The organism is Mesorhizobium sp. BR1-1-6, assembly GCF_020165355.1.
Taxonomy (GTDB): Bacteria; Pseudomonadota; Alphaproteobacteria; order Rhizobiales; family Rhizobiaceae; genus Mesorhizobium.
Genome location: NZ_JAIUHZ010000020.1, coordinates 1 through 24,782 on the forward strand (window position 1 = coordinate 1; position 24,782 = coordinate 24,782).

The 24,782-nt window shown below is 64.8% G+C and carries 29 protein-coding genes and 3 pseudogenes; 13 read left to right on the forward strand and 19 right to left on the reverse strand.

Annotated elements, in window-relative coordinates:
* Window positions 1-88: 88 nt before the first annotated feature.
* The 4 genes from LB545_RS25710 to LB545_RS25725 form a co-directional block, all read right to left on the reverse strand.
* Window positions 89-2,545, reverse strand: coding sequence for a hypothetical protein (locus tag LB545_RS25710; protein ID WP_224706041.1), 2,457 nt, complete (start codon window positions 2,543-2,545; stop codon window positions 89-91).
* Window positions 2,545-3,156 carry a hypothetical protein gene (locus tag LB545_RS25715; RefSeq protein WP_140499954.1) on the reverse strand — a complete coding sequence of 204 codons (612 nt, stop codon included), beginning with the start codon at window positions 3,154-3,156 and terminating at the stop codon, window positions 2,545-2,547. The genes LB545_RS25710 and LB545_RS25715 overlap by 1 nt, the downstream gene beginning before the upstream one ends.
* A 177-nt stretch (window positions 3,157-3,333) precedes the next feature.
* Window positions 3,334-4,323: a Coat protein gene (locus LB545_RS25720; protein WP_140567611.1), complete on the reverse strand. Its 990-nt coding sequence runs from the start codon at window positions 4,321-4,323 to the stop codon at window positions 3,334-3,336.
* Between the two features lie 45 nt (window positions 4,324-4,368).
* Complete coding sequence (locus tag LB545_RS25725) at window positions 4,369-5,280, reverse strand: hypothetical protein (protein ID WP_224681706.1); 912 nt, start codon at window positions 5,278-5,280, stop codon at window positions 4,369-4,371.
* Between the two features lie 305 nt (window positions 5,281-5,585).
* Between LB545_RS25725 and LB545_RS25730 the strand changes: the two genes are divergently transcribed.
* Window positions 5,586-5,900 (forward strand): YMGG-like glycine zipper-containing protein, encoded by a 315-nt coding sequence (locus tag LB545_RS25730; protein WP_140521524.1) that lies wholly within the window; start codon window positions 5,586-5,588, stop codon window positions 5,898-5,900.
* A 258-nt stretch (window positions 5,901-6,158) separates the two neighbouring features.
* Here the strand turns inward: LB545_RS25730 and LB545_RS25735 are convergent, their stop codons facing one another.
* The gene (locus LB545_RS25735; protein ID WP_140623028.1) at window positions 6,159-6,482 is read right to left on the reverse strand and encodes a hypothetical protein; all 324 of its coding nucleotides are present in this window, start codon (window positions 6,480-6,482) and stop codon (window positions 6,159-6,161) included.
* Window positions 6,479-8,257 (reverse strand): portal protein, encoded by a 1,779-nt coding sequence (locus LB545_RS25740; RefSeq protein WP_140817838.1) that lies wholly within the window; start codon window positions 8,255-8,257, stop codon window positions 6,479-6,481. Before LB545_RS25740 ends, LB545_RS25735 begins: the two co-directional genes overlap by 4 nt.
* A gap of 259 nt (window positions 8,258-8,516) precedes the next feature.
* On the opposite strand from LB545_RS25740, the gene LB545_RS25745 reads away from it, so the two are divergent.
* Window positions 8,517-9,131: a class I SAM-dependent methyltransferase gene (locus tag LB545_RS25745; protein ID WP_224519113.1), complete on the forward strand. Its 615-nt coding sequence runs from the start codon at window positions 8,517-8,519 to the stop codon at window positions 9,129-9,131.
* Between the two features lie 273 nt (window positions 9,132-9,404).
* On the opposite strand, the gene LB545_RS25750 is transcribed toward LB545_RS25745, so the two are convergent.
* Window positions 9,405-9,938: a hypothetical protein gene (locus LB545_RS25750; protein WP_140521522.1), complete on the reverse strand. Its 534-nt coding sequence runs from the start codon at window positions 9,936-9,938 to the stop codon at window positions 9,405-9,407.
* Between the two features lie 150 nt (window positions 9,939-10,088).
* Here LB545_RS25750 and LB545_RS25755 point away from each other — a divergent pair, with 150 nt between their 5' ends.
* A complete protein-coding gene (locus LB545_RS25755) occupies window positions 10,089-10,460 on the forward strand; it encodes a nuclear transport factor 2 family protein (RefSeq protein WP_140521521.1) in 372 nt (123 codons plus the stop codon).
* A 104-nt stretch (window positions 10,461-10,564) separates the two neighbouring features.
* Here LB545_RS25755 and LB545_RS25760 read toward each other — a convergent pair.
* The 4 genes and pseudogenes from LB545_RS25760 to LB545_RS25775 all read right to left on the reverse strand — a co-directional run.
* Window positions 10,565-11,362 (reverse strand): annotated as a pseudogene (locus LB545_RS25760) (terminase large subunit domain-containing protein); the annotation flags it as partial.
* A gap of 305 nt (window positions 11,363-11,667) precedes the next feature.
* Window positions 11,668-12,396: pseudogene (locus LB545_RS25765) on the reverse strand (terminase large subunit domain-containing protein); the annotation flags it as partial.
* Window positions 12,284-12,679 carry a hypothetical protein gene (locus LB545_RS25770; RefSeq protein WP_140521519.1) on the reverse strand — a complete coding sequence of 132 codons (396 nt, stop codon included), beginning with the start codon at window positions 12,677-12,679 and terminating at the stop codon, window positions 12,284-12,286. The pseudogene LB545_RS25765 and the gene LB545_RS25770, both read right to left, overlap by 113 nt.
* A complete protein-coding gene (locus LB545_RS25775) occupies window positions 12,672-13,052 on the reverse strand; it encodes a hypothetical protein (protein ID WP_140521518.1) in 381 nt (126 codons plus the stop codon). The genes LB545_RS25770 and LB545_RS25775 overlap by 8 nt, the downstream gene beginning before the upstream one ends.
* 308 nt (window positions 13,053-13,360) lie before the next feature.
* On the opposite strand from LB545_RS25775, the gene LB545_RS25780 reads away from it, so the two are divergent.
* Window positions 13,361-14,263 carry a hypothetical protein gene (locus LB545_RS25780; protein ID WP_224706042.1) on the forward strand — a complete coding sequence of 301 codons (903 nt, stop codon included), beginning with the start codon at window positions 13,361-13,363 and terminating at the stop codon, window positions 14,261-14,263.
* A 69-nt stretch (window positions 14,264-14,332) separates the two neighbouring features.
* On the opposite strand, the pseudogene LB545_RS31225 reads toward LB545_RS25780, so the two are convergent.
* Window positions 14,333-15,049, reverse strand: a pseudogene (locus tag LB545_RS31225) (IS1595 family transposase); the annotation flags it as partial.
* Between the two features lie 308 nt (window positions 15,050-15,357).
* Complete coding sequence (locus tag LB545_RS25790; protein WP_140499977.1) at window positions 15,358-16,005, reverse strand: glutathione S-transferase family protein; 648 nt, start codon at window positions 16,003-16,005, stop codon at window positions 15,358-15,360.
* 253 nt (window positions 16,006-16,258) lie between these two features.
* Between LB545_RS25790 and LB545_RS25795 the strand changes: the two genes are divergently transcribed.
* Entirely contained in the window at window positions 16,259-16,564 is a 306-nt protein-coding gene (locus tag LB545_RS25795; protein ID WP_140499979.1) for a hypothetical protein, read from the forward strand.
* Here the strand turns inward: LB545_RS25795 and LB545_RS25800 are convergent, their stop codons facing one another.
* Window positions 16,565-16,993 carry a DoxX family protein gene (locus LB545_RS25800; protein ID WP_140499981.1) on the reverse strand — a complete coding sequence of 143 codons (429 nt, stop codon included), beginning with the start codon at window positions 16,991-16,993 and terminating at the stop codon, window positions 16,565-16,567.
* A 396-nt stretch (window positions 16,994-17,389) separates the two neighbouring features.
* Here LB545_RS25800 and LB545_RS25805 point away from each other — a divergent pair, with 396 nt between their 5' ends.
* From LB545_RS25805 to LB545_RS25815, 3 genes are all read left to right on the forward strand, one after another.
* Window positions 17,390-17,569, forward strand: a complete 180-nt coding sequence (locus LB545_RS25805; RefSeq protein WP_115144153.1) for a DUF3606 domain-containing protein — start codon at window positions 17,390-17,392, stop codon at window positions 17,567-17,569.
* An 82-nt stretch (window positions 17,570-17,651) separates the two neighbouring features.
* The gene (locus LB545_RS25810; protein WP_140582355.1) at window positions 17,652-18,095 is read left to right on the forward strand and encodes a GFA family protein; all 444 of its coding nucleotides are present in this window, start codon (window positions 17,652-17,654) and stop codon (window positions 18,093-18,095) included.
* A gap of 87 nt (window positions 18,096-18,182) precedes the next feature.
* Window positions 18,183-18,434, forward strand: coding sequence for a DUF982 domain-containing protein (locus LB545_RS25815; RefSeq protein ID WP_140582358.1), 252 nt, complete (start codon window positions 18,183-18,185; stop codon window positions 18,432-18,434).
* Window positions 18,435-18,494: 60 nt separating this feature from the next.
* Here the strand turns inward: LB545_RS25815 and LB545_RS25820 are convergent, their stop codons facing one another.
* Window positions 18,495-18,791 carry a hypothetical protein gene (locus LB545_RS25820; protein ID WP_140582360.1) on the reverse strand — a complete coding sequence of 99 codons (297 nt, stop codon included), beginning with the start codon at window positions 18,789-18,791 and terminating at the stop codon, window positions 18,495-18,497.
* A 74-nt stretch (window positions 18,792-18,865) separates the two neighbouring features.
* A complete protein-coding gene (locus tag LB545_RS25825) occupies window positions 18,866-19,843 on the reverse strand; it encodes an SDR family oxidoreductase (RefSeq protein ID WP_140499988.1) in 978 nt (325 codons plus the stop codon).
* 193 nt (window positions 19,844-20,036) lie between these two features.
* Here LB545_RS25825 and LB545_RS25830 point away from each other — a divergent pair, with 193 nt between their 5' ends.
* Window positions 20,037-20,969 carry an alpha/beta fold hydrolase gene (locus tag LB545_RS25830; RefSeq protein WP_140649194.1) on the forward strand — a complete coding sequence of 311 codons (933 nt, stop codon included), beginning with the start codon at window positions 20,037-20,039 and terminating at the stop codon, window positions 20,967-20,969.
* 166 nt (window positions 20,970-21,135) lie between these two features.
* Window positions 21,136-21,450, forward strand: coding sequence for a plasmid stabilization protein (locus tag LB545_RS25835; protein ID WP_140515975.1), 315 nt, complete (start codon window positions 21,136-21,138; stop codon window positions 21,448-21,450).
* 27 nt (window positions 21,451-21,477) lie between these two features.
* Here the strand turns inward: LB545_RS25835 and LB545_RS25840 are convergent, their stop codons facing one another.
* A complete protein-coding gene (locus LB545_RS25840) occupies window positions 21,478-21,630 on the reverse strand; it encodes a hypothetical protein (RefSeq protein ID WP_181167666.1) in 153 nt (50 codons plus the stop codon).
* 227 nt (window positions 21,631-21,857) lie between these two features.
* Between LB545_RS25840 and LB545_RS25845 the strand changes: the two genes are divergently transcribed.
* On the forward strand, window positions 21,858-22,148 hold the full coding sequence (locus LB545_RS25845) for a hypothetical protein (RefSeq protein WP_140547516.1): 291 nt from the start codon (window positions 21,858-21,860) through the stop codon (window positions 22,146-22,148).
* 109 nt (window positions 22,149-22,257) lie between these two features.
* The gene (locus tag LB545_RS25850; protein ID WP_140547517.1) at window positions 22,258-22,464 is read left to right on the forward strand and encodes a hypothetical protein; all 207 of its coding nucleotides are present in this window, start codon (window positions 22,258-22,260) and stop codon (window positions 22,462-22,464) included.
* Between the two features lie 47 nt (window positions 22,465-22,511).
* Here the strand turns inward: LB545_RS25850 and LB545_RS25855 are convergent, their stop codons facing one another.
* On the reverse strand, window positions 22,512-23,576 hold the full coding sequence (locus LB545_RS25855; protein ID WP_140499996.1) for a sensor histidine kinase: 1,065 nt from the start codon (window positions 23,574-23,576) through the stop codon (window positions 22,512-22,514).
* Window positions 23,577-23,858: 282 nt separating this feature from the next.
* Window positions 23,859-24,104 carry a hypothetical protein gene (locus tag LB545_RS25860; RefSeq protein ID WP_140499998.1) on the reverse strand — a complete coding sequence of 82 codons (246 nt, stop codon included), beginning with the start codon at window positions 24,102-24,104 and terminating at the stop codon, window positions 23,859-23,861.
* A 257-nt stretch (window positions 24,105-24,361) separates the two neighbouring features.
* Between LB545_RS25860 and LB545_RS25865 the strand changes: the two genes are divergently transcribed.
* On the forward strand, window positions 24,362-24,652 hold the full coding sequence (locus tag LB545_RS25865) for a hypothetical protein (RefSeq protein ID WP_224519116.1): 291 nt from the start codon (window positions 24,362-24,364) through the stop codon (window positions 24,650-24,652).
* Window positions 24,653-24,782 lie beyond the last annotated feature (130 nt).

The following is a 24,782-nucleotide window of genomic DNA, read 5'->3' on the forward strand; positions in this document are numbered from 1 at the left end:
TCCGGCACAGCTCGGCGCCATCCCCTCTCCGTCTCGGCTTCGCCGAGCCACCTCTCCCCACTTGGTGGGCGAGGAACGCCAGCTCGCCCTACGGCTCGGCGTCGAACACCGGCGTAAATGCCCTTATCGTGCAGGGCGTCGGGTTGACGTGGCGGATCCGCACCCGGCCCTGCCCTTCCCAGCTGTCGTCGATGGGCACCTCGACATTGCCGGTGAACAGGCTTGCCTTGCCGTCGGGCGCGACGAGGGAGGGCATGCGCACGCTTTCCCAGCGGCCGCGGATCAGCGACTGCACCTGAAGCCCTGTCGTGTCGGTCTCGAGCAGGGACAGGATGACACCCGCCACCTTCTTGCGCCGCCCGAGGATCGAGCCGTCCCGGCCGGCGACGTCGAGCTCCAGCGTGTCGGCCTGCGACTGGAACGCAAGCCCGGCCTGCCATCTGGCCGCGACGGCGCCGCCGGGCAGCGTCACCTGGCCGGAGGCGACCGGCAGCCCGCGATAGACCTTGCCGCCGGCCAGCACGTCGACCTTTTCGCCGTTGAGATGGGCAAGCCCGGACACGGTGTTGACGGCGGCGCCCGAATAGGTCAGGCCGCAATCGACCTGGAAGGCGTCCTCCAGCGCCCCATATTCGAACGGCGCCGTCATGATCTCGATATAGCGCCTGGTCACGCCGCCGATGGTCCGCCTGACGATCAGCCAGATGTCGTCGACGCCATCCTGGCCGGGCGTCACCACAGCGCTTTCGACGGCCGCCCAGCCGGAACCGGCGAAGGTTCCGCCGAGGCGGTGACGGTGCATGCCGCGCACCTCCTGCGAGGGCTGGTGGGTGTAGCCGCCGAGCTCGCCATTATCGAGCGGAAACCAGAGCATCGGGTCGGGGTCGGTCTGGAACGCCAGCTCGACCACGCCACGCTTTGCGATATGCTCGGAGATCTGGCCGATATCGTCGGAGGTGAAGCGGCCGGTCGAAGCCTGCGTCAGCTCGGCGATCGAGCGGCGCGAGCGCGTGACATAGAGGAACGACTGGCCTGCATCGACGGGGCGGATGCGGGCGCAGCCCGATGTGCGCGAGCGCCGGTTCTTGAACGAGGACGGCGTCAATGCCTCGTCGATGCCGGAGCCGGAGAGCGCGCGGACGCCGCCGAGCGTCCCGATCAGCAGCGCGCCGTCCGATTCCGCGATCCACGTGATGTCGTTCGCCTGGCCGCCGCCGGCCTGGAGGAATTCCAGCGCGTCGTCATCCTTCTCGCCCAATGCGAAATTGTTGAAATCCCCCGTTGCCGAGGCGTAGACGGAAAACTTGCGGCTGAAGGCCAGGCGCTCCTCGTAGAGCGATCCGCTTTCGACATATTTCCCCGGCACAAGCGTGCCCAGGCGCCAGCGGGATATCGGGCTGAGGTCCGGCAGGGCAAATCCATGCAGTTGGACCTTCACCGCCGTGGCGCTGGTGCGGCTGGTGATCTTGGCCCAGCGCCAGCGGCCGTCGGACGCAAGCAGGCGAATGGCCCGGCCGACGTCCGAAGCCTGGAAGCCGGCGCCGCCGTTGATGCCGGCGGTCGATGACGCCGTGAGGTCGAACGGCGTCTGGCTGGCCGCCGCCCGGTTGAGGTTCAGTTCGGAAAACGCGCTGTCCGAGGCGCCGTTGATCGCCTTCCAAGTAAAGCGGTGATATTCGAACGCCAGCTTGTTCAGAAATTCGTAGTAGCGGGTTTCGCCGCCCGACCAGCCGGTCTCGCCGGTGCGGCTGTCGAGCGTCACCCATGTCGCGCCGTCATTCGATCCTTCAAGCACCCAGATAGTCGGCGTGCGGTCGACCGTTCCGCCGGTGCGTGCGGTCAGATAGTAGTTTTCGACGATGGCCTGCGCGCCACCGGCAAGCTGGTAGGTGACCGAGCCGTTGGTGGCACCGGCGATGCCGCTGTCCGTCTCTGTCGCCTTGTCGAAAAGCTGGAAGGCGTCCCCTGCCCCGCCCATGCCTGAGACCGTGCCGGAAGGCGCGGTGTTCGACGTCATCTTCGGCGTCAGCGCCCCATAGTCCGCGGGCGTCAGCGTGGTCGGCGTATCGTTGATGTCGTCATAGGGCCCGTCGTCGATCGCGTAGTCGTCGAGCGCCCATGCCGTATGGGCGGTGCGCGTCAGCACCTTGAGCGGATAGTCCCTGTGGGAAATCCACATCTGGTCCGCGGACTGCACATAGTCGAGATCGAACAGGTCGGCTTCAAGATAGGGCGAGGCCACCTCGACCGTGCCGACACGCGCGCCATAGGCGTAGACGCGGATGTAAAGATTGCCGAACTCCAGCATGTAGGCCTGGTCGGCCGAGAAGATGAACGGGATCGCCCGCGTCGCCTTGGCGGACGTCTTGACTTCGCCGACGAAACGGGTGCCGCCGCGCTTGCGGATGCCGCCATGCGGCAGGGTGACGAAGTTCTCGCATTTCGACAGCGCCGCGCGGTAGAGATCGAGCGAGGCGCGCGCATGCAGGCGCGGCGAGATCTCGCCGCGGGTGAAGACGTCCTGGACCGGATAGAGCGTCGCCATCAGCGCATGGCCCCCGCATAAAACCGGCTGTCGCCGCGCTGCCGCGCCCAACTCGATGTCGAAAGCCGTCCGCCGCGCTGGATGGCCTGCGCGGTGAAGGCGGCGTCCAGCGCGCGGTCGTAGGCCGAACGGGCAATGTCGATCATGCCGGCCTTGTGCGTCAGCGGATGCGCGATCTTGATGGCGAGTGCCGCCACCAGCACTTCGGTGAACGGCGCGTCCCAGTCGTTGGGGTCGGTGAGGTTCGCGACATAGCGGATGGTGAGCGGTCCCGCCCGGTCGCTGTAGACCAGCCCCGCCTCCTGCCGCCACGAGATCGCGATGCCGTCCGGCTCGCCATTGTGGGTCAGCGGCAGCGGGCGAAGGCAATCGACGGGGAGTTCATAGACCCAGTTCAGCGTGCAATCGCCGGAACCGGTATCGCTGCCGGCCAGGGATGCCGAAAGGATGGCGAACACCCAGGCGTATTTCGTCAACTCGGCCTCGCGGGTCAGGTCGAAATGCATGTTGAGCAAGCGCGCGGCCTTAATGTCCTCGTCAAGGCTGTCGATCGGCGCCTCGTCAAGGACTGCCAGCGCCATATTGGCGATGTCGGTCGGGGTTATGGCCATGGGTAAGGCCTCCGTGGGTTGTGATTGGGGGAAGTGCGTCTTTCTCCCCGTTCACGGGGAGAAATGCCCGGCAGGGCAATGAGGGGCAGCGCCGGCATCGACGGTTGGCGTCAATGTTCAAGCGCCAGCGCTCGCAGGAAGGAGGTGGGCCTGGCCCACCTCCCGGGAGACGAAACCCTATGCCTCGGTCGTCTTCAGAGCGATGAACGTCATGGTCTTGACGCTCGACGCGGTGCGGTCCCAGTTCGCCGCCAGCGCCAGCTCCGCGTCGGTGGCGAATTCGCCGGCGGTGGAGGCGTCGAGGAAGCGGGTGCCCGGCACATGCGGCACGAAATGCCGGCGGCCGACCATTTCCGTCACCCCGCCGCCATGGCCCTGGCGCGGCTTGCGGTCGAACTCGAGCGGCCCGCCTTCGGTGTTGACGGGCAGCTCGTTCCACAGGATCGCCTTGTCTTTGAACATGAACGCGGTGTAGACGCCCGCCGCCTGCGGGATGTCATCGTCGACCACGCAGCGCAGCCCCATGTAATAGGGGATGAGCGGCCCGCCCTGCTGCGAGGACGGCACATAGTCGATGAGGTCGGCGAGCTTCAGCGCTTTCATCTGCTTGGAATGAATCCAGAGGGTGCGGAACTTGTCGGCGCGGTCGCCCATCAGGTAGGCCGCCTCGATGATGTCGGTGTCGACGATGGAGGTGCCGGTGGCGCGCACCAGGTCGCCGCCGTCATTGGCCAGATTGTCGGCGACGACACCTTTGAGCATGCCGATCAAGGTCAGCTTGTTGGCGCGCTGCCAGTACTCGGTCTGCCGCTTGACGATCAGCTTCTGCGGATCGTCGCCCGCCAGGATGGAGGTCAGGTCGGGAACGCCCCACGCCTGGGCGCGGACATTGCGGGCGGCGACCTCGCGGCGCGAGCCGATCTTCTTCATCTCGATGGAATCGGCCGGGTCGTCATTGACCGGCTCGGACGGATCGTTGCCGAGGTCCTTCCAGCCGGGCATGTCGACGGAACGGCCGCCCATCGACAGTTTCGAGGAGATGGCCGGATCGGAAAACAGGATGCCGGCCTGGTAGATTTCGAGCGACTGGACGTGCTCCTCGAAAGCGTATTGGGCATAAACGGACGGAACGATCGCGTCCGCGATACGGGTATAGGCGTCTGCCATTTTGTCTTTCCTTTGAGAGATTGATCGGCGGCTGATGCGTCGGGATCAGAGCGGGTTGTTCGGCATCCAGAGATCCGGGTTTTCGCCCGCTTCCCTGGCCAGCCGCCGGGCGCGTTGAGGGTCGCTTTTGACAAGGGCTGAAATGGCCGAAACGTTGCGCTCGCCGGCGGCGTTGCGCCGGAAGGGGTTTTGCCCCCGCGGCGCCGCGTCGGCGTCGATCGTGTCTTCGCGGAACATCGCCTCGCCGATCGCCTGGAAGGCCCTGGCGATCTGCGGATCGGTCAGGGCGCCGTCGGGCAGAAGGATGCCCTTCTGCTTGTAGGCATCGACGAGGCCGAGCTTCTTCATCGCCCGGTTGGCCACCTCCAGCTTTTGGCGAAAGCCATCGCTGTCGGCCGGGCCCCAATCCTTGACGAGGTCGTCATGGGTGGCTTCGACCGAGCGGGCGAGCGCTGCCTGCTGGGCCGCCGCCTGCTCGGCCATGTAGCCGACGAACCTGTCATGATAGGCCTGGGCGATCTTCGGCGTGGCGCCGGCTTCGACCGCCCAGGCCTTGGACGCCTGGGCGAGTTCGTCCGAATAGGCGAAGCTTTCCGGCAGGCCGTCGGGCCGCCGGTATTCGACCTTTTCGGGCGATGTCAGCGGACGCATCGCCTCGGGCAGCCGGGCATGGAATTTGTCCCAGTCTTCCTTAGGCGCGTCCCTGGCTGGAACGCGCAGGCTTTCGCCCTGCCGCCGCTCCAGCTCCGCATAGGATGTGAAAACCCGATCGAGGCTTTCAGGCTTGGTCCAGCCCTTGGCTTCAGCAAGCTTGCGGTTGCCTTCGGAAAGACCGTCAAACCAACTCTTGCCGGCAAGCCCGGCGGACCCGTTATCCGCGCCTGCCGGTGGCCGTTCCGGGTTGCCCGCCGGCTGCGACGAGGCAACCACGGACCCGGCATCTGCCAGATCTGTCATGTGATGTTCCTTTTGAGGGTTAGGTTGAAAGTGAGCTTGGTGGCGCCGCCAATCGTCCTTGTGTGAGGGTGAGGAGCGGTCTACGCGGCAGGAAGGGCGGCCAGACACGGCCGGGACCGCTCAGGCTGAATCATTTTGACAGGCATCGGCGCTAGCGCCTTGTTCGAAGGAGGTGTTTCGCCTCCCGGTTCATCAACGCCCGAGAAACCATGTCTTATATCGTGACAGCCTGTGCCGCCGTTCCGCCGCAATGCGGCCGCACGGGACGATCGATAGGGATTTCAAATCTTTAAGGGAGACGTCACATGAACCTTCACAAAACAACTGCCGCCGTTTTGATGATCGCCGCGCTGGCGGGCTGCGCGCAGACGGAAGGCCAGCAGCGGGCCGGAACCGGTGCGCTGATCGGCGGCGCCGGCGGCGCCCTCGTCGGCCAGGCCATCGGCGGCAACACCAAGAGCACGGTCATCGGCGCGGCCAGCGGCGCCTTGCTCGGCGCCGTCGTCGGCTCGGCCACCACCCCGCAGCGCCGCGGCGACCAGCTCTGCCGCTACCAGGACCGCTACGGCCGCATCTACACCGCGCCTTGCGACGACCGGTACTACAACGGCAATTATTGAATCACCGGCGGCCAGACCGCCGATCTCCCCCCTTGTGGGGGAGATGTCCGGCAGGACAGAGGGGGGCGCCGTAGAGCGCCGACCTCGGTCGCTGCCGAACTTTGAACATGGCCATATGTTTGTCGTCTAGGGCCCGGCTTGAGCGACCGCTCGTGATTTGATCGCCGTGCGATGAACACGGCAAGGCCGGCGGGACAGCGCCCCCCTCTGCCCTGCCGGGCATCCCCCCGCAAGGGGGGAGATCGGCGCTTCAGCGCCTCACCTCTCCTCCTCCCGTGCCGCCTTTTCCAGCGCCACGAGCTGCGCCTCGTCCAGCGTCAGGAACCCCATAATGTGCTGCACCACTTCGGCGCGCGCGTTGCTGAGCGCGCTGTGCAGCTCGAAGCCATTGGGGGTTCTGGTCCGCGCCATCCACTCGCCGTATGACGGGCGCCTGAAATAGCCGACCGTCGCCGCGAGATCGGCCAGCACCATTTCGCCGTCCTCGCCGGAAAACACGCGCATATACGCCTTGGCCAGCGCCTCGCGCGCTTTGGCGGGGCCGCCGCTTTGCGACGCGTGAGCGAAGCGTTTGCGGCTCATGCGCGCTGTCCGGCCGGCATCGCGCCCTGGGCGCCGGCATCAGGTGCCGGCCCATCGGCGGTGCCGCCCTGCAGCATGCCTTGCAGGCCTTCGAGCAGGCCGCTGTCGCGCGCCTGCACGGCCGCCGGCACCGCGTCCTTGGCCACCTTGCCGGCGGTGGCGATCGCCGCCATGCCGGCCTGCGCCTGGCTGGCCTTGGCCCTCGCGTCGCGCAGGCCCGCCACCTCATCCTTGCGGCGGAAGATGCGCTGCGGGCTGCGGCCGGCGCTCTGCACGATCTTGAGCGCCTCGTCGCTGTCGATATTGTCCATCACATCAGGGTCGAACTGCGCCATCTGCATGGCCGTGGTCACCAGCTGGATGGTGTCGCGCGCTTCCGCCGAGCGACGCAAGACATCGAGCGGACCGGTGAAGGTCGGCCGCACCGCCTTGCCCGCCAGGCTCGCCGGCGGCAGGAAGCGGCTGTCCTCGTCATAGAGGCCCTTGTCCTCCAATATGCCGAGCTCGCGGTCGAGATTGGTGGCAAAGCCCGCCTGGATGATCGAGCCCGACGGTCCGAGCAGCGCGCCCTTCTCCTCCTGGCGGATCAGCGCCTCGGTGGCGGTCATCTGCGGGTTCTGCACCAGGGTCTGGAACAGGTTGACGAACATCATGTCGCGGATTTCCTCAGCCCGGCTCGCCGCATAGTCGAAGGCGTAGCTCGGGTTCTGCCCGGTGGTGATCGGCGCGATCAGCGGCCTGCCATTGTCGTCGATGAGGCCCGGATAATTCTCGCCCGGATCGAGCACCGGCACGTAGTCGAGCCTGGCCTTCGACGCCGTCGGCGGATCGGTGATCTGCTGGAGCGCGCGCAGGCCCGAGCGGCGTACCGCGTTTTCCTCGCGCACGGTCGTCAAGGCTTCGATGGTCGGCGAGATGCCATAGGCGTCGCCCTCGTAACGGCGCCAGTTGAAGGCCGATACCGGGAAGGTGCGAAACCCGCTCTCGCGCACGATCTCCTCCTCGTCCTCGATGACGTGGTAGGAGGCAAAGGCGGCGTCGAGATAGCGGTAGCTTCCGCCCGAGCGGTACATGCGGCGCTCGTCACGCGGCTGGATGCACTGGATGAGCGCGATCTTCTCCTCGCATTTGGCGGGATCGTCGACCAGCGTCCTGATGCGCGCCGGCAGTTTTTCGTAGCCGAGCAGCTGCGCCGCCTGGCGCGCGGTGCGTTCGTAGCGGCGGTGGAAGATGTCGACCTGGCCCCAGCGGTTGCGCGAGAGATAGCCTTCCACCACCGGGATCGAGGCGTAGCGGATCAGCGTCGAACCGAAACCTTCCTCGGCATAGAGATAGGCCGGACCGTAGCGCACGACATTGCGCAGGCAGGCTTGCGTCGCCGGCACGAAATTGGAATTGGCGGAGTAGCGCAGCGAAAACAGGAAGTCGCGCAGGTTTTCCGCCCATTCCTTTTCCTCGTCGGTCTCCTCGTCGTCCATCTCGGCGGTGGTCAGCCCGTGCCATTTCTCCGACTGCGGGATGATCAGGCTTTCCAGCCCGGCGGCCAGCCGGTTGGCGGCCGAGTTGATGGTGTTGGCGTAGACACGGGCGCCGCGCCGCTCCTGCCGCTCGGCCTGGCTGTCGCCGCGGCGGGCACCGCGCCCTGACAGGATATCGGGCGCATCGGGATCGCAGAACTCCGCCACCGCCTCCCACACGGGCTCGTAGGCGGCGCGCTCGCTCTCGAGTTCGGACTGGCGGGAAAGAATGTCGCGGGCGCGGGAATCGCTGGTCATGGGGGCCTCGTTAAAACTGGGGGATCTCCCCCCTTGAGGGGGAGATGGCCGCAAAGCGGCCAGAGGGGGTCGGATCGACCGGGTTCGGCCTTCTGCAACAGAAGGAGGTTAGCGCTTCATGCGAGGCGACCCCCTCTGTCGCCTCCGGCGACATCTCCCCCTCAAGGGGGGAGATCGGCAGCTTCAGCCGACGATGTCATCCTTTTGCGCGGTTCTTGGTCTAGGAACGCCTCGCGGCGGGGTTTTGCAGGAGGTCGATGTGACGACGACAAGCCTTGCCGCCCTGAAGAACCAGAGCAAACGTACCGTTAAACGGCTCATCGGCTATGATTCCCGCAACTGGCTGCGCATCCGCCAGATCGAAGCCTTCACCACTTTCCTGACGGCCGCCAACCGCAAATCGCGCGACGTGATCGAGATCTCGCCCGGCTGGAACCGCTACTGGAAGGCGATGTGCCCCAACTATCGCTCGGTCGACTTCCCCGATTTCGACATCTGCAAGGATCGCACCGACGAGCAATATTCCATCGTCATCGCCGACCAGGTGCTGGAACATGTGCAGCGGCCGCAGGCGGCGGCGCGGAACATCCACGCCATGACCCGCGAGGGCGGCTGGGCGATGGTGGCGACGCCCTTCCTGTTTCGCGTACACGCCAGGCCGCACGACTACAACAGGTGGACGCCGGCCGGCCTGAAGCAGCTGATGGTCGATGGCGGCTTCGCCGAGGACAACGTCCAGGCGTTCGGCTGGGGCAACAAGGCCTGCGCCCGCGCCCACATAGGCGGCCCGGTCCGCGCCTACGGCCTGTGGCGGGACCTCAGCAACGACGAGGAATACCCGATGATGGTCTGGGCGTTCGCGAAGAAGGGATGAGCGGTGGAAGCTGCCAATCTCCCCCCTCGTGGGGGAGATTGGCAGCGTTCACCCGCCACGCCGCTTCACCAACCTTGCATGCCGTCTCCAATACCACCAGTCCAGCACGCGCCGGCGAAAACTGCGCTTCATCGCGGTCATGGTTACACCCCCAAAAGCACGCGGCGCTGGCCGGCGAGGCTACCGGGCGCCAGATCGGTCTTTATGGTGCTGGCCGTGCCCTGGCGTTGTTCGAGCTCAGCCCGAAGTGCTGCTTCGCGCGCCTGCACGTCCTTATCCCCGGCCGTCGGCACTGCCGGCAGCGGCTTCAGTTCCGGTGGTTTTTGAAACAGACACATGGTTCCAGCCTTCTCTTGTCCAGTCGTAGAGGAAAAAATCTTCGCCGTTCCGGCCATATCCGGGCAGCAGGCAACGTTGCGTGGCGCCCAGCCGCGCAAGCCAGCGCAGCGCCAGTTCATTGCCGGCCAGCGCCCGCGCCTCGACCCGCCAGGCACCGCGGGCGGAAACTTGCGGACCGAGCACCGCGTGAAAGAACTCCGTAATCCCGGGCACGCAGCGCCTCATGCGGCGCGTGCCCCAGCTCCAGGCGATCCAAAGCCCGCTCCGCTGTTCGGCCGCGCCGAAGCCGACCTCCGGATTGCCGCCGAGCTCGGCCACATAGGCAAACCCTTGCAGCGCGGTGAGCGCCAGCAGCGCCGGCGACCAGTAGTCGAGCTGGCAATCGATCTCGGCGCGATCCTCGGGCCGCAAATTGGCGGCGATATAGGAGAGATCGCGCAGGGTCGCGGGGATGATGCGGAGGGTCATGCGGATGCCAGAGCCCGGGGGATAAGGTTCATCTGTGTGAGTGCCGCGTGAAAAATTCACGCCCTTGACCGGTCTCCTCTCCGGTGACCTACTTCGACCATAGAATGCGGGAGCAAAACATCGGTCATCCAATTGAAGGGAGACGGGCGAATGGACATTCGATCGGCGCTGACGCAGATATCTGAGGCCTTCAACGCGCACGATCTCGATCGCATCATGGCGTTCTTTTCCGACGACTGCATCCTGGAGATGCCGAGGGGAGGCAATCCTTGGGGCTCTCGTTTCGAGGGCAAGGAAAACGTACGGCAAGCACTGGCGACACGCTTTGAAGGCTTGCCCGATGTCCACTACGGCAACGCCGAGCATTTTGTGGATTCGACCGCCAATACCGGCATCTCGAAATGGATCCTCACAGGTACCACCCGCGAGGGGGAGAAAAAGGAGGTCAGGGGTTGCGACTTCTACACGTTTCGCGACGGCAAGGTGATCCGCAAGGATTCATATTGGAAAATCGTGGAGTAGGCCCCGCAGGGACATCGCAGCGCGGGCTATCGGGCCGGCGCCGGAGCGCCCGTTTCCTCCAGCGGGAATTGCGCTGCCGCGACGCTCCGAAGAGCCCTCCGCCCTCACCTGAACGCCCCCAGCGGATCGCTCTGCCCCTTCGCCCGTCTCGCAGTCCTGAACTCCGCCGGATCGACCACCGCTTCCCTGAGCATCATCACGCCATAACGCGTCGCCGCCATCAAATCGTCGCGAAGTTTGACCACCTGGCCGTCCTTGCGATGATAGAGCCGGAACTCCTCGAACCAGGGGACAAGCGTCGAAAACACCTTGAAGCGGCCGGACTGCATGCGGTCGAGCATCTCCATCAGCCCGGCCTCGACCGAGACCGAACCGTCGGGGAATTGCGCGTGGCGCGACAGCATGTTCAGCCCGTGCGCGGCATATTGCTTGGCGAGCGCGGTGCCCGCCCCTTCCAGCGTTTCGCGGCGGCCGTCGCGCGGCCACGCCCAGGGCAGCCATTCGCCCCAAGGCTTCAGGGTCAGCGCCTGCATGGCGGGAGTCTGCTGCGAGGCGCGCGCGGCCTTGGCGACATAGACGACGTCGGCCTCCGTATCCCAGGCGAGCTCGACCGCGGCGGAAGGGTGGTCCCAGCCGAAATCGAGCGCCCCGATGCGCGGCCAGTAGCGCGGCAGCCGGAACGGCGCGCAGGCAATCAGCTCCTCCGCCACCGGAAAGATGCGGCCGGACCCCAGCACCGGAATGCCCCGGGCGCGGGCCTCGCGCTCATGCGCGGGATAGGCGGCAACGATCGCCGCGCGCTCCTCGGGCGAATAATGCTCGGCGTCGTCTATGGTCATGAAGGTGACGTGACGGGACATGGGGGATCCTGAATCACTTTCGAGATAATCGATGTAGCGTCTTGTGAAGGCTACGTTTTTCGGACCAACGTCGCGCCGCCCCTCACCTGCCTGCCGGCATCCTCTCCCCGTATAGTGACGGGGAGAGGGGTGCTGTTGTCGACGATTTCGCCAATCGCGAACGTTCAAGAATCGGCGCCGAGATTGCGGCCAGCTCCCTTCTCCCCGTCATTACGGGGAGAAGGTGGCGGCAGCCGGATGAGGGGCAGCGCCGACGAAGGGGAGCAAGCGCCAAGTGCGATGCCGCTCGTCCCCAATCAGTTTCTTCTCCATCACCCCTTCCCCATCCCCTCCACCTTCGCCGCCGACAAAAACAGCAGCACCACATCGGACATGCCGAGCAGCGGCGTGAAGGTGACGATGGTGATGCCGCCGGTGGCGTTGGTGCGGGTGAGGCCCTCGGAATAAATGTCGAGCGGCGGTTCCTCGTCGAACCAGACGCCGTGCAGCGTTTCGCCCTGCCATTTCTCGCGGCCCTTCTCGAAACTCTTGAACGACAGCACGCTCTCGCCGGCCTGCACGTCGCCGCCGCCGCCATGGCGCACCACGATGCTGTCGAGCGCGCCCGGCGCGCCGCGGCCCATCATGGTGTCGACGATGGCATCGGCCGGGATCATGCCGGTGCCCCATTGCGCCTGCTGCTGCGGCGGGCCGACCAGCACGCGCTGCGGATTGTCGCGCGTGCCCTCGCCGGTCACGCCGGCGGCCCACAGCCGCACGGGCGCATCGAAAACCTTGCCTTGCCACCACGCGGGATAGCGGCCGGTCAGGTGCATGGCCCATTCGGCGCCGCCGGCGCGGGTCTTGCCGAGCTGGTTGCCGGCCATGAACAGCCGCTCGCGGTTGGCGGCGCCTGCCGCGTGAAACGCCGCCTGCCTGGCATAGGGCCGGTAGGCGGCAAGCTGGTTGGTACGACGCCTGCGGTCAAGCTCCGCCAGCAGCGCCAGATATTCCGTCCTCGCCGCCACCGGCGATGTCTTCGAGGAACGGTTTGACCGCGGCTTCGAGCGCGCGGATGCGGCTGCGGATCTCTTCATCGCTCAGGGCATCCAGATGGTTGACGGCGACATCGAAATCCTTGGGCAGCACCGAAAGCACGATCTTCAAATACTGGTCAGGCTTGTCGGCCCGCACTTCGGCGATGACGCCGGCGCCATGGGCGCGGAAATCTGCGCGCACGGCGGCGAGAAAGTCGTCGCCCAGCGTTTTCTTCGGGCGTTTGCGGCGGGTCTCCGGCGCGGCCTCCGGGCTTGCGCTCCGGCTGGCGGCCGGCTTGCGCCCTTTGCCGCGCGCCGGCACTGCGGCGGTTTCGTCAGCCATGGCCCGTCACCGCCTCGGCATCGCCGGCCTTGGCCTTCGACGGCACGGACTTGACCGACCGGACCCGCTTCTTCTTCGAGCGGGTGGATTTCCTCCTGACGTTCCTGGCGCCCTTCGGCCGCCGGGCAGGTTTTGCGACGCCCGGCAGATCCTTCAGGCCCGCCATGGCGAGGCCGATGGCGCCGCTATGAATTGTCGCCTGCGGGAAAGCGAAGCCGCCGGCCGCGTCCCGAACCATGCCGATCAGCACGCCGGGCGCGACCTGCTCGATCCGGCCGAGCCGCGTCTGCGGTGCCGCACCCTCGAATTCGCCAATGGCGCTGACGACCTCAAGGCCGTCATCCCCGGTGATGATGGTGGCATAGCGTGGCATGGGATTTCTCGCGGACAATCGTCAGGTTCGAAACGTCGCATTCCTTCGCGTCCCCCTCTGTCCTGCCGGACATCTCCCCCACGAGGGGGAAGATCGCAGCTTCGGCGACAAAGTCACGGTCAGGAATTTGTCCTATGTCGCGTGACAGGCTGGAAAATCTGATCCTCTTTGGGAATCGTCTTCATCGTGATAGTTCGAGAACGCTGTATGAGCGGAGGCGCGTTCCCGTGACTGTCTGTGTTGCTGCCCTATTTAGCTACAACTACGCACTGCCGGGGAGTCCTCCGCAATGGGGAAGCGCGGCAATCATGGCATCTGACGAAATGATAACTGTTGGCGACATCCAATACGAATCGTCGCAGCAGAAAGTGGCAGTTCTTGCGTCAAAAAGTTTGCTTATGATTGCTGGCGACTACGCAATTCATTCTGAAGCAATACAAGGAACGGTAAGCCAATTGAAAGGCAAAGCTGAACCTCATCCCCAAAAGATCGCGCTAATTTATGGACAAGAGATCCAAAAAGTTAAGAGAAGGCACGCCGAAGACGTTATTTTGGCTCCGCTCGGTATGAATACCGATACGTTTCTTGCTCAAATGAAGGATATGACGGACTCCTTCGCCAACGAAATTAAAGAACAACTCCAACGATTTTCCGGGCATAGTGTAGAGGCTATCATAGTTGGATCGGACGGGGACGCCGTACACATGTACGAGGTCGATTCGCGCGGTTCTGTAAGCTGCATGGATGACGTGCAATTTCATGCAATAGGTGCGGGCGCGTGGCATGCCAAGTCACACCTAATGCAGGCCGGATACGCGAGGACTTTCACCAATTTGGCGACCGCGATGGCACAGACGTACACCGCCAAGCGCCGCGCCGAACTCGCTCCTGGTGTTGGGAAACCCACCGACATGCACTTGGTGTTAAAGGACCAGTGGTATCCTATATCCAGAGCTGACATTGCCAAGCTGGATGAATTATATGCCGAGTACACCAGCCAGCAATCCGCGCTGGCGCTTGAAACTGTCGCTAAGTTACAGGAACATCTCAATGCCATCGGACCAAAAAACGCAGCAATCGGAATTGCGGGAGACAGTGAGGCTGATGGGGAAGCTGGCGAACTCGCATCCCCAACCGCACAAGGAAATGAAGCGACAGAAGAAGCGGCCGCCCGCCCCCATATCCTCGGTCAAGAAAAAGGGGCTGCCTGACGTTTAAGGCGCGCTCGCAAAGCCACTAGGCGTTTTGCTAACTGCCTTCGTGTTCTAGTCCTGATTAGGCTACCGGTAGGTGAGGCGCTTGCCTTCGATACCCTCATCAATTAGTCAACGCGCATCTGGTCAGAGAAACCAAGCTTAGCGCGACGATTATGCCTGAAATCGAACTCGGCAAGGTAGCGGTGCAAGTGCGCTTTGCCGCAATACTGATAGACGCCAACCATGCCGCGCTTGAAGGCCGAGAACTCGTTTTCGATTGTGTTGGTGGACGATGCGGTCGGCTTCGTAGCGAACATATTCGCCGCCAGCGTGTTTCACGGTGGCATGGTCCGCGAACTCTTCGCCGGTGAACATGTAGGAGTTGGACTCGTCGGTCATGAGCGTTGATTTGCGGTCGGCATTGCGGACCAGCACGTCGCGCACGGACCCCTTCGTAGCGCGCTCGACATGGAAGGAACGAACCGAGCCGCCGCGCTCGACCAGCGCCACGATAGAGTGCTTGGACGAGTTAGACGGCTTGCCGCGAATGGTGCGCTTCTTGATCGTGTCCTTGGGTCCAAAATAGGTCTCGTCGGCCTCAATGATCTTGCCTTCGCCGCCAAGCGGGCCTGAAGACTACACGTCTTCCTTCATGGCTTCACGGATGCGATGAGCCATGAACGATGCGGTCTTGTAGGTGACGCCAAGCATGCGGTGCAGCTGGTGCGCGCTCATGCCTTTCTTCGAAGCGCCAAGCAGATGCATTGCAAGCCACCAGGCATCCCCCGCAGCGAATGCACGCCTTCACGGCATGGGCAAACAGGATCAGCCCAACTAATGAACCGGGGCTTCGTCACAATCTCGCTGTGAAGGTCGCTAAGCGCGTTGAATGAAGATCCGCTCGAATATCGCGCCAATACCCAGCACGACCGGCGCTCTTGTTTCGGCGGCGCCAGAATCAAAAACCCGCCTCGGGGGCGGGTCATCGGCGCAACTCAGCACCATAGATAAAAACATAGCATAGTTGCCTTCACCCCGTCAACAGTCTTTAAGAAAAAAATCCTATCTTGCCCGTCCCAGCGTGATCCTCCCCCGGCCTATCCGCTTTGTCAGTTGGGTGCTGGAGCATTGACCGCGAATTGCGCGGCGAACGCCCTGCCATAGGCGGGCCGGGCTTCGCCGCGGGCCACATAGGCAGCCAGGTTTTGATATTCGTCCAGAATGCCCGACATTCTGAGCCGCAGCAGCACAGATACCATCAACAGATCGCCCGCGCTGAACGCGCCGTCGAGCCAGTCGGCGCCGCCCAGATGGGCCGAGAGCCTGTCCAGCCGGGCGCGAACGCGGTCCTTCACCAATGGCAGGCGCTCCTCGCTCCAGGGCTTGTCGGCCTCGAATATTTTTGCCGTCGTCAGTTCGAGGATCGGCAGCTCGACGGTGTTGAGCGCGGCAAACATCCAGGTGATGGCGCGGGCGCGGGCATCGCGATCCTCCGGCAGCAGCCCCGGATACCGCTCGGCAAGGTGGAAGACGATCGAGCCGGTCTCGAACAGGCAGAGCGAACCGTCCTCGTAGGTGGGGATCTGGCCGAAGGGCTGAATGGCCAGATGGTCGGGCGCCTTCATCTCGGCATGGGAAACAAGACGAACCTCATAGGGCTGGCCCACTTCCTCGAGCGCCCAGCGAACGCGCGTGTCGCGCGCCAGTCCCTTGCCGCCGTCGGGCGACCGTTTGAATGCCGTAATGGTGATTGTCATTGCATCCGCTTCCTTGCCTGTTTCCTGGGCTTCCTGGCGATGACGAACAAGCCTGCGCTGCAGCCCGACATCGGTCTTGAACTATTTTCCTTGCCGAGCGCGGATCGCGAATGGATGTCCGCGCGTTCTGAACGCCTATGCACGCCGCCTCAAAGTGACCTCGGTTTTGGGCGACATGCGTAGGCCGATACCTGCAAGTGCGTCGCACGGGCCCTGTTCAGCGTGACGCGCCTCACCGATGGGAGCAACCGCCATGAACGTCGCCAACCTGCAACTCGAGGGCCTGCTGATGGCCGTCGCATCGATCAACCACGTCCTGGTCAGGAAGGGCGTGCTGACATCAGAGGAGATCGACATCGCCCTGCGCAAGGCCGAAGCCGGCGAAACCAGCGAGGAGCGGTCCGAGGGCATGTCGGCGTCGAGCCGCGACGCCGTCAATTTCCCGATCCGGCTGCTGGAGCTCGCCAACCAGTGCCAGCCCGAAGCTGACATGCCGTCCTTTTCGAAACTGGCGCGCATGGTCGGCCAGATGAAGGAACCCTACAACGACCAGATGTAGCTACGCCCTGCCCGGCCATCCCGGATTGAACGAAAGCACGCGGCCCGGCCCGTGCACGGCGGCGAACAGCAGCCCGGCCAGGAAGGAAAAATGGTCGACGAAGAAGCCGAATTCCGCCTGGTTGCCGGCCCAGTGGCTCGGTCCGTGGAAGGCGAAGCCGAGGAACAGCACGTAGACCGCCGCGACCAGCGCGGCCGGCGTGAAGAAGGCGCCGGTGAGGAAAGCGATCACCAGCAGCACCTCCAGTATCGCCGCGCACCAGGCCAGGAACAGCGGAAACGGAAAGCCGGCGGCGGCGATATAGCCGGCGGTGGCGCCCATGCCCATGAACTTGAACGTCACCGCCATCAGGAAGACGGCCGCGAAGATCAGGCGGGCGATGAGCAAGGCGGCGGTCTGCCACGGCGATTGGACGGTTGGCGACGGCATGGTTGTTCTCCCGTTTCGTTTGCTTGTCTTACCCAATTCCGGATGGAAACCGAACTTTCCTGGAATTGCTCCTAGGACGCGCCACGCACCGCGCATCCGACATATCCGCCGAAGTTTTTTCCGGATGTCGTGATCGGCGCCACATGATCGGGCCGCTGTCGCAAAAACCGGAGTCCGGTTTGCCGGCTCCTTGATGAAGTGGGCCACATCGGCCCTGATGTATCTCGCCGCCACGCGCCTGGAGCCGGCCTGAGGCAGCGGAGCCGATATCCGGTCCGGGTGATCGCCAAAGCGCGCAAAAGCCGCTATGGAACCAGCGGCGTCAAATGCTGTTATGTATGACCGCAGGGTCGCGCCGCGACGGCGGCGCGCCGGGGGTGGAAAGTGAGGCTCGGCATGGCGGACGACAAATCGAAGATCAAGCAGGATCGCAAGCTGGTTTCGAGCGAGGAAACCTATGAGGTTGCCGCTTTCGCCCGCAAATACGGCATCCCGCAGAGCGAGGCCCAGACCATCATCAAGCGCTACGGGCCCTCGAGGAAGAAGCTCGACAACCACATGGCCGCGCGCGGATAGCTCGGCGCGACCGGCGTTGGAAGCCTTGCCCGGGGCAGGACCCCGGGCGCATTGCGGCACTGAATGGTTGGAGGCCACGGCCATGCCCGACACCGCGCGCAGAACCGGCAGCTGCCTTTGCGGCGGCGTGCAGTTCACCGTCAGCGGTCCGCCCCTGCGGGTGGGTCTCTGCCATTGCAAGGATTGCCGCAAGACCAGCGGCTCCGCCTTTGCCGCCTTTGCCATCTGGCCGCGCCAGGCGTTCGAGACATCGGGCATTCTCGGCACCTATGCCGGCCGCGGCTTCTGCCCGACCTGCGGCAGCCGTGTCGCCTCGCTCAGCGACGACGAAGCCGAGGTGATGATCGGCAGCCTGGACGTGGCGCCGACCGATCTCATGCCGGAGTACGAATTGTGGATCGGCCGGCGCGAATCCTGGCTGCATGCCTTGCCCGATACGCGGCAGTTCGAGCACGACCGGCCCGCCGCGCAGGCTCCCGGCCCGCCGCCGCCGAGGCCGCTGTCGGACGCAGCTCCCGGCGGCTGAAAATTAGTCGAAAAGTTTAGCGGCTGCGACGGAACCCCGGAACGGCGGCCGGCGTTATCGGGCGCCTCAGTTTCAATGGAGATCGCCGTGAACGACAAGTTCTTTCCCCGTCCGGTCAGGCTGAAGGTCGGACCGGCCCGGGAGCGCGTGGTGCGCAGCGCCTGGGAAGGCCTGGAATGCCTACGCGACTGGCCCGGCAAGCACGGCCGGCGCTACCGCGCCGCATGGCGCAGCTGCCGCGATGCCCTCGATGGCTGGACCCCGGCCGAGAAGGCGATGCGGGCCATGATCGATGCCGGGCGCGAGGCGGAATTCCTGCCCGGCAACGGCAAACCCTGAAAGCCTGCCGCCTCAAGGGGCGGTCCGGAACCCGATAGCTGCATCGCGGCAAGCGGCCGGCTACTGTTTCGGCGGCTGCGGCGGCACTTCACCCGGTTTGATCACCGGCGTCTTGCCTTCGTTGGGCGCGGGCGCGGCCATGCCCTGGTCACCTGTGGGCGGCGGCTTCAGCACGCCGCCGCAATCGTTCAGCGTCTCGGTCAGCGTGTTGTCGGTCGGCTGCTGGTTGCCGTCGGGCTTGGCCCGGCATTTTTCGCTGGGCGCCTGCTTGTCGGGGTTCTGCTGCTCGGCCTGCGCCAGCGCCGCGGCGGGCGCGGCGAGCATCAGGCTGACGGACATGATGGCGAGAAATCTCATCTCGGCCTCCTTTCCAGGTTGGGCCGCCCTCACCGGCCGCCCAATAGTCGATGGCGTGCCTTCGATGGCTTGCCTCAATAACCGCCGACGATCGGCAGGATTTCGCCGGTGATGTAGCTGGAGCATTGCGGCGAGGCCAGGAACACATAGGCCGGCGCGATTTCCTCCGGCTGGGCGGGCCGCTTCATCGGCGTCTTGGCGCCGAACTGCGATACGTCCTGCGCCTCCTTCTCCGACGGATTGAGCGGCGTCCACACCGGCCCCGGCGCCACCGCGTTGACACGGATGCCCTTGCCGACGAGGTTGCCCGACAGCGCCCGGGTGAAGGCATGGATGCCGCCCTTGGTCATGGAGTAGTCGACCAGGTCCTTCGATCCCTCGATGCCGGTGACCGAACCGGTGTTGATGATGGCCGAACCCGGCTTCATATGCGCCACCGCCTCCTGCGCCATATGGAAGTAGCCGTAGAGGTTGGTCTTCAGCGTGGTGTCGAAATGCTCCTCGGTCAGGTCGGCGAAATCGGTGGAATGGATCTGGAAGGCGGCATTGTTGACCAGCACGTCGAGCCGCCCCAGTTCCTTGACGACCCTTGCCACGGCCTTGGCGCAGAAGGCGCGATTGCCGACATCGCCGCGCAAGGCGAGGCAGCGGCGGCCCTCCGCTTCGACCGCTTGCTTGGTCGCCTCCGCGTCACGGTCCTCGCTGAGATAGACGATGGCGATATCGGCACCCTCGCGCGCGAACAGCACGGCCACCGCACGGCCGATCCCAGAATCGCCGCCGGTGATCAACGCCGCCTTGCCTTCCAGCTTTCCCGAACCGCGCCAGAACGGCGCGTCATAGAGCGGCGCCGGCTCGATGGCCCATTCCTCGCCGGGTTTGGGATGATGCTGGGCGGGAAAAGGCGGCGCGGGATATTTTCGCGCGCCGGCCTGCATGGCGCCGTCGCCTTTGGGCTTGGCCTTGGCGCGGTCCTTGGCGTCGACCTTGCGCTGGATGCTGCGCTGCTTGCTGGTTGCTTTCGAACTGTCGCTCTGGGTGCTGGTCGGCATGGTCGTCTCCTCTGTGTTCGGACCGGAGACATCCCGAACCTCCTCGCGCAACGCGCGGAACTGTTCGCGATGTCTTCGGTCCAAACGTTTTGCTCGCAGGGACAACGCATGTCGGCGGAAAAAGTTGGCGGCTTTCGCAGGCGCACATTGCAACCCTCGCATCCTGCCGCCGTTTCGCCTGCCGGAGGCAATCATGTTCGAAGGTTTTCAGACCCTCAAGGTCGACTGCGGGGATGCCCGCATCTTCGCCCGGCGCGCCGGCGACGGGCCCGCCGTTCTTCTGCTGCACGGCTTTCCGCAGACGCATCTGATGTGGCGCGACGTGGCGCCACGCCTAGCGGACCGGTTCACCGTCATATGCGCCGACCTGCGCGGCTACGGCGCCAGCTCATGCCCGGCGTCGAGCGCCGATCACGCCCCTTACGCCAAGCGCGCCATGGCCCGCGACATGGTGGCGCTGATGGCCGAGCTCGGCTTTTCCAGCTTTATGGTCGCCGGCCATGATCGCGGCGGACGTGTCGCCTACCGCCTCGCGCTCGACCATCCCGACCGCGTCGAAAGGCTTGCCGTGCTCGACATCGTGCCCACCGCCGACGCCTGGGACCGGGCCGACGCCAGGCTGGCGCTCGGCTATTGGCCGTGGTCGTTGCTGGCGCAGCCGGAGCCGCTGCCGGAAAAGCTCCTGGCGGGCGCGGCCGACGCGATCGTCGATGACGCCCTGGGCGGCTGGGGCTCGTCGCCAAAGGCGTTTTCCGCCGGCGTGCGCCAGGCCTATGTCGAGGCCCTGCGCGATCCCGCCCATGCCCATGCGATCTGCGAGGAGTACCGGGCGGCCGCGAGGCTCGACCGCAAGCACGACCATGCCGACAGCGCCGCCGGCCGGCGCATCGCCTGCGCGGTGCTGGCGCTGTGGAGCGGGCAAGGCGCGCTCGCCGAATGGTATGCCGGCGAAGGCGGACCACTGGCCTTGTGGCGCGGCTGGGCCGGCGATCTGCGCGGCCATGCGGTCCAGGGCGGGCATTTCTTTCCCGAAGAAGCACCCGCGCAAACGGCCGCCGAATTGAGCGCTTTCTTCGCCGGCTCCGAGACCGCAGCCCGTCCGGCGAATGCCCAGAAGAGTACGTAGGGCTTTCCCGGGAAAGGGACGTGGCGCTTTCCCTGGGGAATCGCGTCGAATTCACGCCTGGAGCGGTTCAGCGGGAACCTTCGCAGCCGGCCGCGACCAGGGGAATTGGAACCACATCCTTGGCTGCGCAGTTGCAGGGGCATCGGATGAACCCGGGAGCAGAGCCATGCCACGTGGAGAAAAATCGAAATACACCGACAAGCAGGAGCGCAAGGCAGACCACATCGCCGAGGGCTACGAGCATCGCGGCGTGTCCGAGAAGGAAGCCGAGCGCCGCGCCTGGGCCACCGTCAACAAGGATGATGGCGGCGGCAAGAAGGAGGGCGGCTCCGGCCGCGGCAAGCACACCGGCCATCCCGCCGCGCATAAGGGCGGCGAAAAGGGCGGCAAGGCTTCCGCCTCGCGTTCGGCCGCCAGCCGGTCGGCATCGGCCAGGAAGGCAGCCGCGACCCGCAAGCGCAACGAAGCGCACGCCCATTGATGCGCGGGCGACCGGGTCACGAAGTTCCTATGCGCCTTGCCTGCCCTCGCCCGAGCTGCTCTTGATCAGATCGTCGCCCGGCGGATCATCGAAGTTGGGCTCGGCCGGATTGTCGGACGGCGGCCTTTGCGGACAGTCCTCGTAGCCGTGGTCGCGGCCGCCGCAGAACGAACAGCACATGGCCTCGCGATCCCTGTTCCCGGGCGGCCATCGCGGGGTTTGGTAAGGCTTCCTGCCGAGCATGCCCAGCAATGCGCGAGGCGCGATTTGGTTGCGCGCCCGCGCCGTCCCTCGCAAGAGAAGACGCCGGCTGTTGCGCAACCGCCAGACAAAGTGCGAATCTCCCCGGCATGCCGCAACCAAGCTTGATCGCCCGGCGTTGCGGATCATGCCTTGGAGAGACCGCCATGTCCGTTCGAATCCTGTTGCCGACCGTGGCTGCCATGCTTGCCGCCACCGGCCTGGCCGAAGCCCGGCCCGACAGCCGCGCCATGAGCTGCGCGCAGATCCGCGCCATGATCCACAGCCACCGCGCCGTCGTGCTGACCACCGGCCCCAATACCTATGACCGCTATGTCAGGCAGTTCGGCAATGAATGCGATTGGCCCGAAGTGCCGATGTCGGCCTATATCCCGGCCCGCGACGGGCACTGTCCGGTCTACCGCTGCGAGGAGCCGGTCAACAATTTCCCGAATTGACCGGTCGGCCAGGCGCCGGCATCGACGTTCGGGGATTGCCGCATCCCTGCCTGAAACCATTCCGAGGGGGCCGCGTTGACGCGTGGGGTGGCCGCCACAGGAGATGCCCATGACCGTCAACTGCCACGTATCCATCGACAACCGGCCTCAATCGATCGAGGCCGTTTTCCAGGCCGTGCCCCGGATCGGCGAGAGCGTTTCGCTGTCCGTCGACGGAAACGCCCAGGACCTGCGCGTTTCGCGTGTCGTGCATGTGCCCGACGGCTCGCTCGAAGGAGCTGCGATCATCGTCGAGGTGACGGCCAACATCCTCTAGCCCCCTGAATCCGCAAATGCGGCGCGCCTTGGCCACGGCGGCGGCTTTCAGATGCCTAAGCCGATCGTCTGGCCGGCGTCTTCCATAGGGTGCTGCGGCACGATGATCGACGCCAGCGGCGCGTTCAGCGTCCATCTGAAATAGCCGGGCGAGCGCTCGATCACGGCGGACCCGCCGAGCGACTGCGGCGCCACCCTTTGCAGGACAACGGTGCCGAACCCCTTGCGCGTGGTGTCGTCGCGCTCGTCGCCGCCGCTATAGGGGGGCGACCGCTCCTCCCAGACAAGTTGGAATTCGCGTTCGGCCAGAGCGTCGTCGCTCATGCTCCAGGTCACCTCGACCCGGCCGGAATCGCTGGCGAGCGCTCCATACTTGGACGAATTGGTGCCGAGCTCGTGGAAAGCCATGCCGAGATTCTGCACCGCATTCGACTGCAAGGTCAGCAGCGGTCCCGAAAGCAGTATCTGCTCCTCGCGGCCGAACGGTTTGAGATGTTCCTGGACCAGGTCGAACAGGCTGGCTCCCGCCCAGTTCGAGGTGACCAGCAGATCGTGCGAGCGTGACAGCGCCATGATGCGGGCGCGGATCATCTCCTCGAACTCGCGCGGGTCCTGCGAGCGCTTGCTGGTTTCCCTGACCATCGACAGGATCACCGCAAACTGGTTCTTGACGCGATGGTTGACCTCGCGCATCAGCATCTTGATCCGGCGCTCGTTCTCCCTGCTGGCGCTGATGTCGCGGGCGATCTTCGAGGCGCCGACGATCTCGCCGCTGGCGTTCCTGATCGGCGACACCGTCAGCGAAACGGCAATGAAGGTGCCGTCCTTGCGCTTTCGCGTCGTCTCGTAGCTCGCGAGGCGTTCGCCGCGGCGGACCTTGGCGATGATCTCGGTTTCCTCGTTCTTGAGGTGGTCGGGGATGAGCATCAGGATCGACTGCCCCAACGCTTCCTCCGCGCTGTAGCCGAACATGCGTTCGGCCGCCTGGTTCCAGCTTTTGATGATGCTGTTCAGGTCCTTGCTGATGATGGCGTCGAAGGAGGAATCGACGATCGCCGCCAGCTGCGCATCGGCCGTTGCGTCCTGTTTTTCACCGCTTGCTATGTCAGCCATTGCCCCGCCAGGTGTCAGCCTATAGCCACTAGATAACGCGTGCGCCGGACAAGGCAATCACCTTGAAGCGGCCTGCTGCTTCAACTTCATCGAAATCGCCTCGCCGGCTGGAGTGATCGAGGGGAAGGTCGTTCCGCAGATCAGGGCGGCCGGCATCGGAGACGCCAGCGACCATACAAAATGGTTTTCGAGCACCAGGACAGAGCGGACATTCAAGTCCATGGGCACCGGAAGCGCGGAACCCGTCCTTGCGGGCCGGCATCACCTGAATGTCACCGCGCCTCAGTCAGAATGGCCGTCGCCCACATTGCCGTTGCCGCCCGGGGTGGACAGCAGTCCGAAGTCCTGGGACTTGACGCCCTGCTCCGCCGCCAGGAATCCGTCCGAGGCGAGGCCACGCCGCAAGAGCTCCCTGACCGCGGCCGAGCGGCTCGGCATGCGCTTGTCGAAGCGCCAGTTCTCCAATGCCGCCAGTTCATCGGCGGTCAGCATGACCTGCAAGCGTTCAGGACGTTCCAGTTCAGTCACGGCACTTCCTCGCAAAACCCAATACGCGAATGAGTATCTGTCTCATTCCACTAATAATTAGGATAGCAATCCTAACACGTCAAGGTCGGCAAATACGCGACCTCCCCATCCTGCTCATGATGACTATAAAGCGTCGGGCGCGCCTTTGCGTAACCATGCTAACTAACTGATATATATCGACTATTTTCATATTTTCGCTTGCCAGACGCCGATGCGAGGCGCATGCTACAAAGGCAAAACCAGTCTAGGAGGTTTCGATGCGGTATGACTACTCGACGCGGTTGCGCGATGACGTTCAATCCGCGGTCACGACGGCTTTCAGGACGTACGGCATCGTCAACATCACCGCGGTGGCCGAACGGATCAGGCTCAGGAACCTCGACGAAAACGTTGCTCTCGAGGACGTCGAGCACCTGGTCCTGGCGGCCGCCCAACTGCTTGGAGCCGCCATCGAATTCGAGGGCCTGACCATGATCGACCGCTTGCCGGACGCTCATGTCAACGGCCGCCCCGGCGGACCGGCCCCTGCCCTGAAGCGCCTCGTCTGAACAGATTTGAGGCGACGCGCTAAGTCATTTCGGGCGACCTGCATCAGGGCTCCGGTGGCCGGGCGAGCCCGCTGGACGCCGCCTACCTGTGGAAATTGAGCGCGCGCGCTATATGGTGTTTGAATTCCCC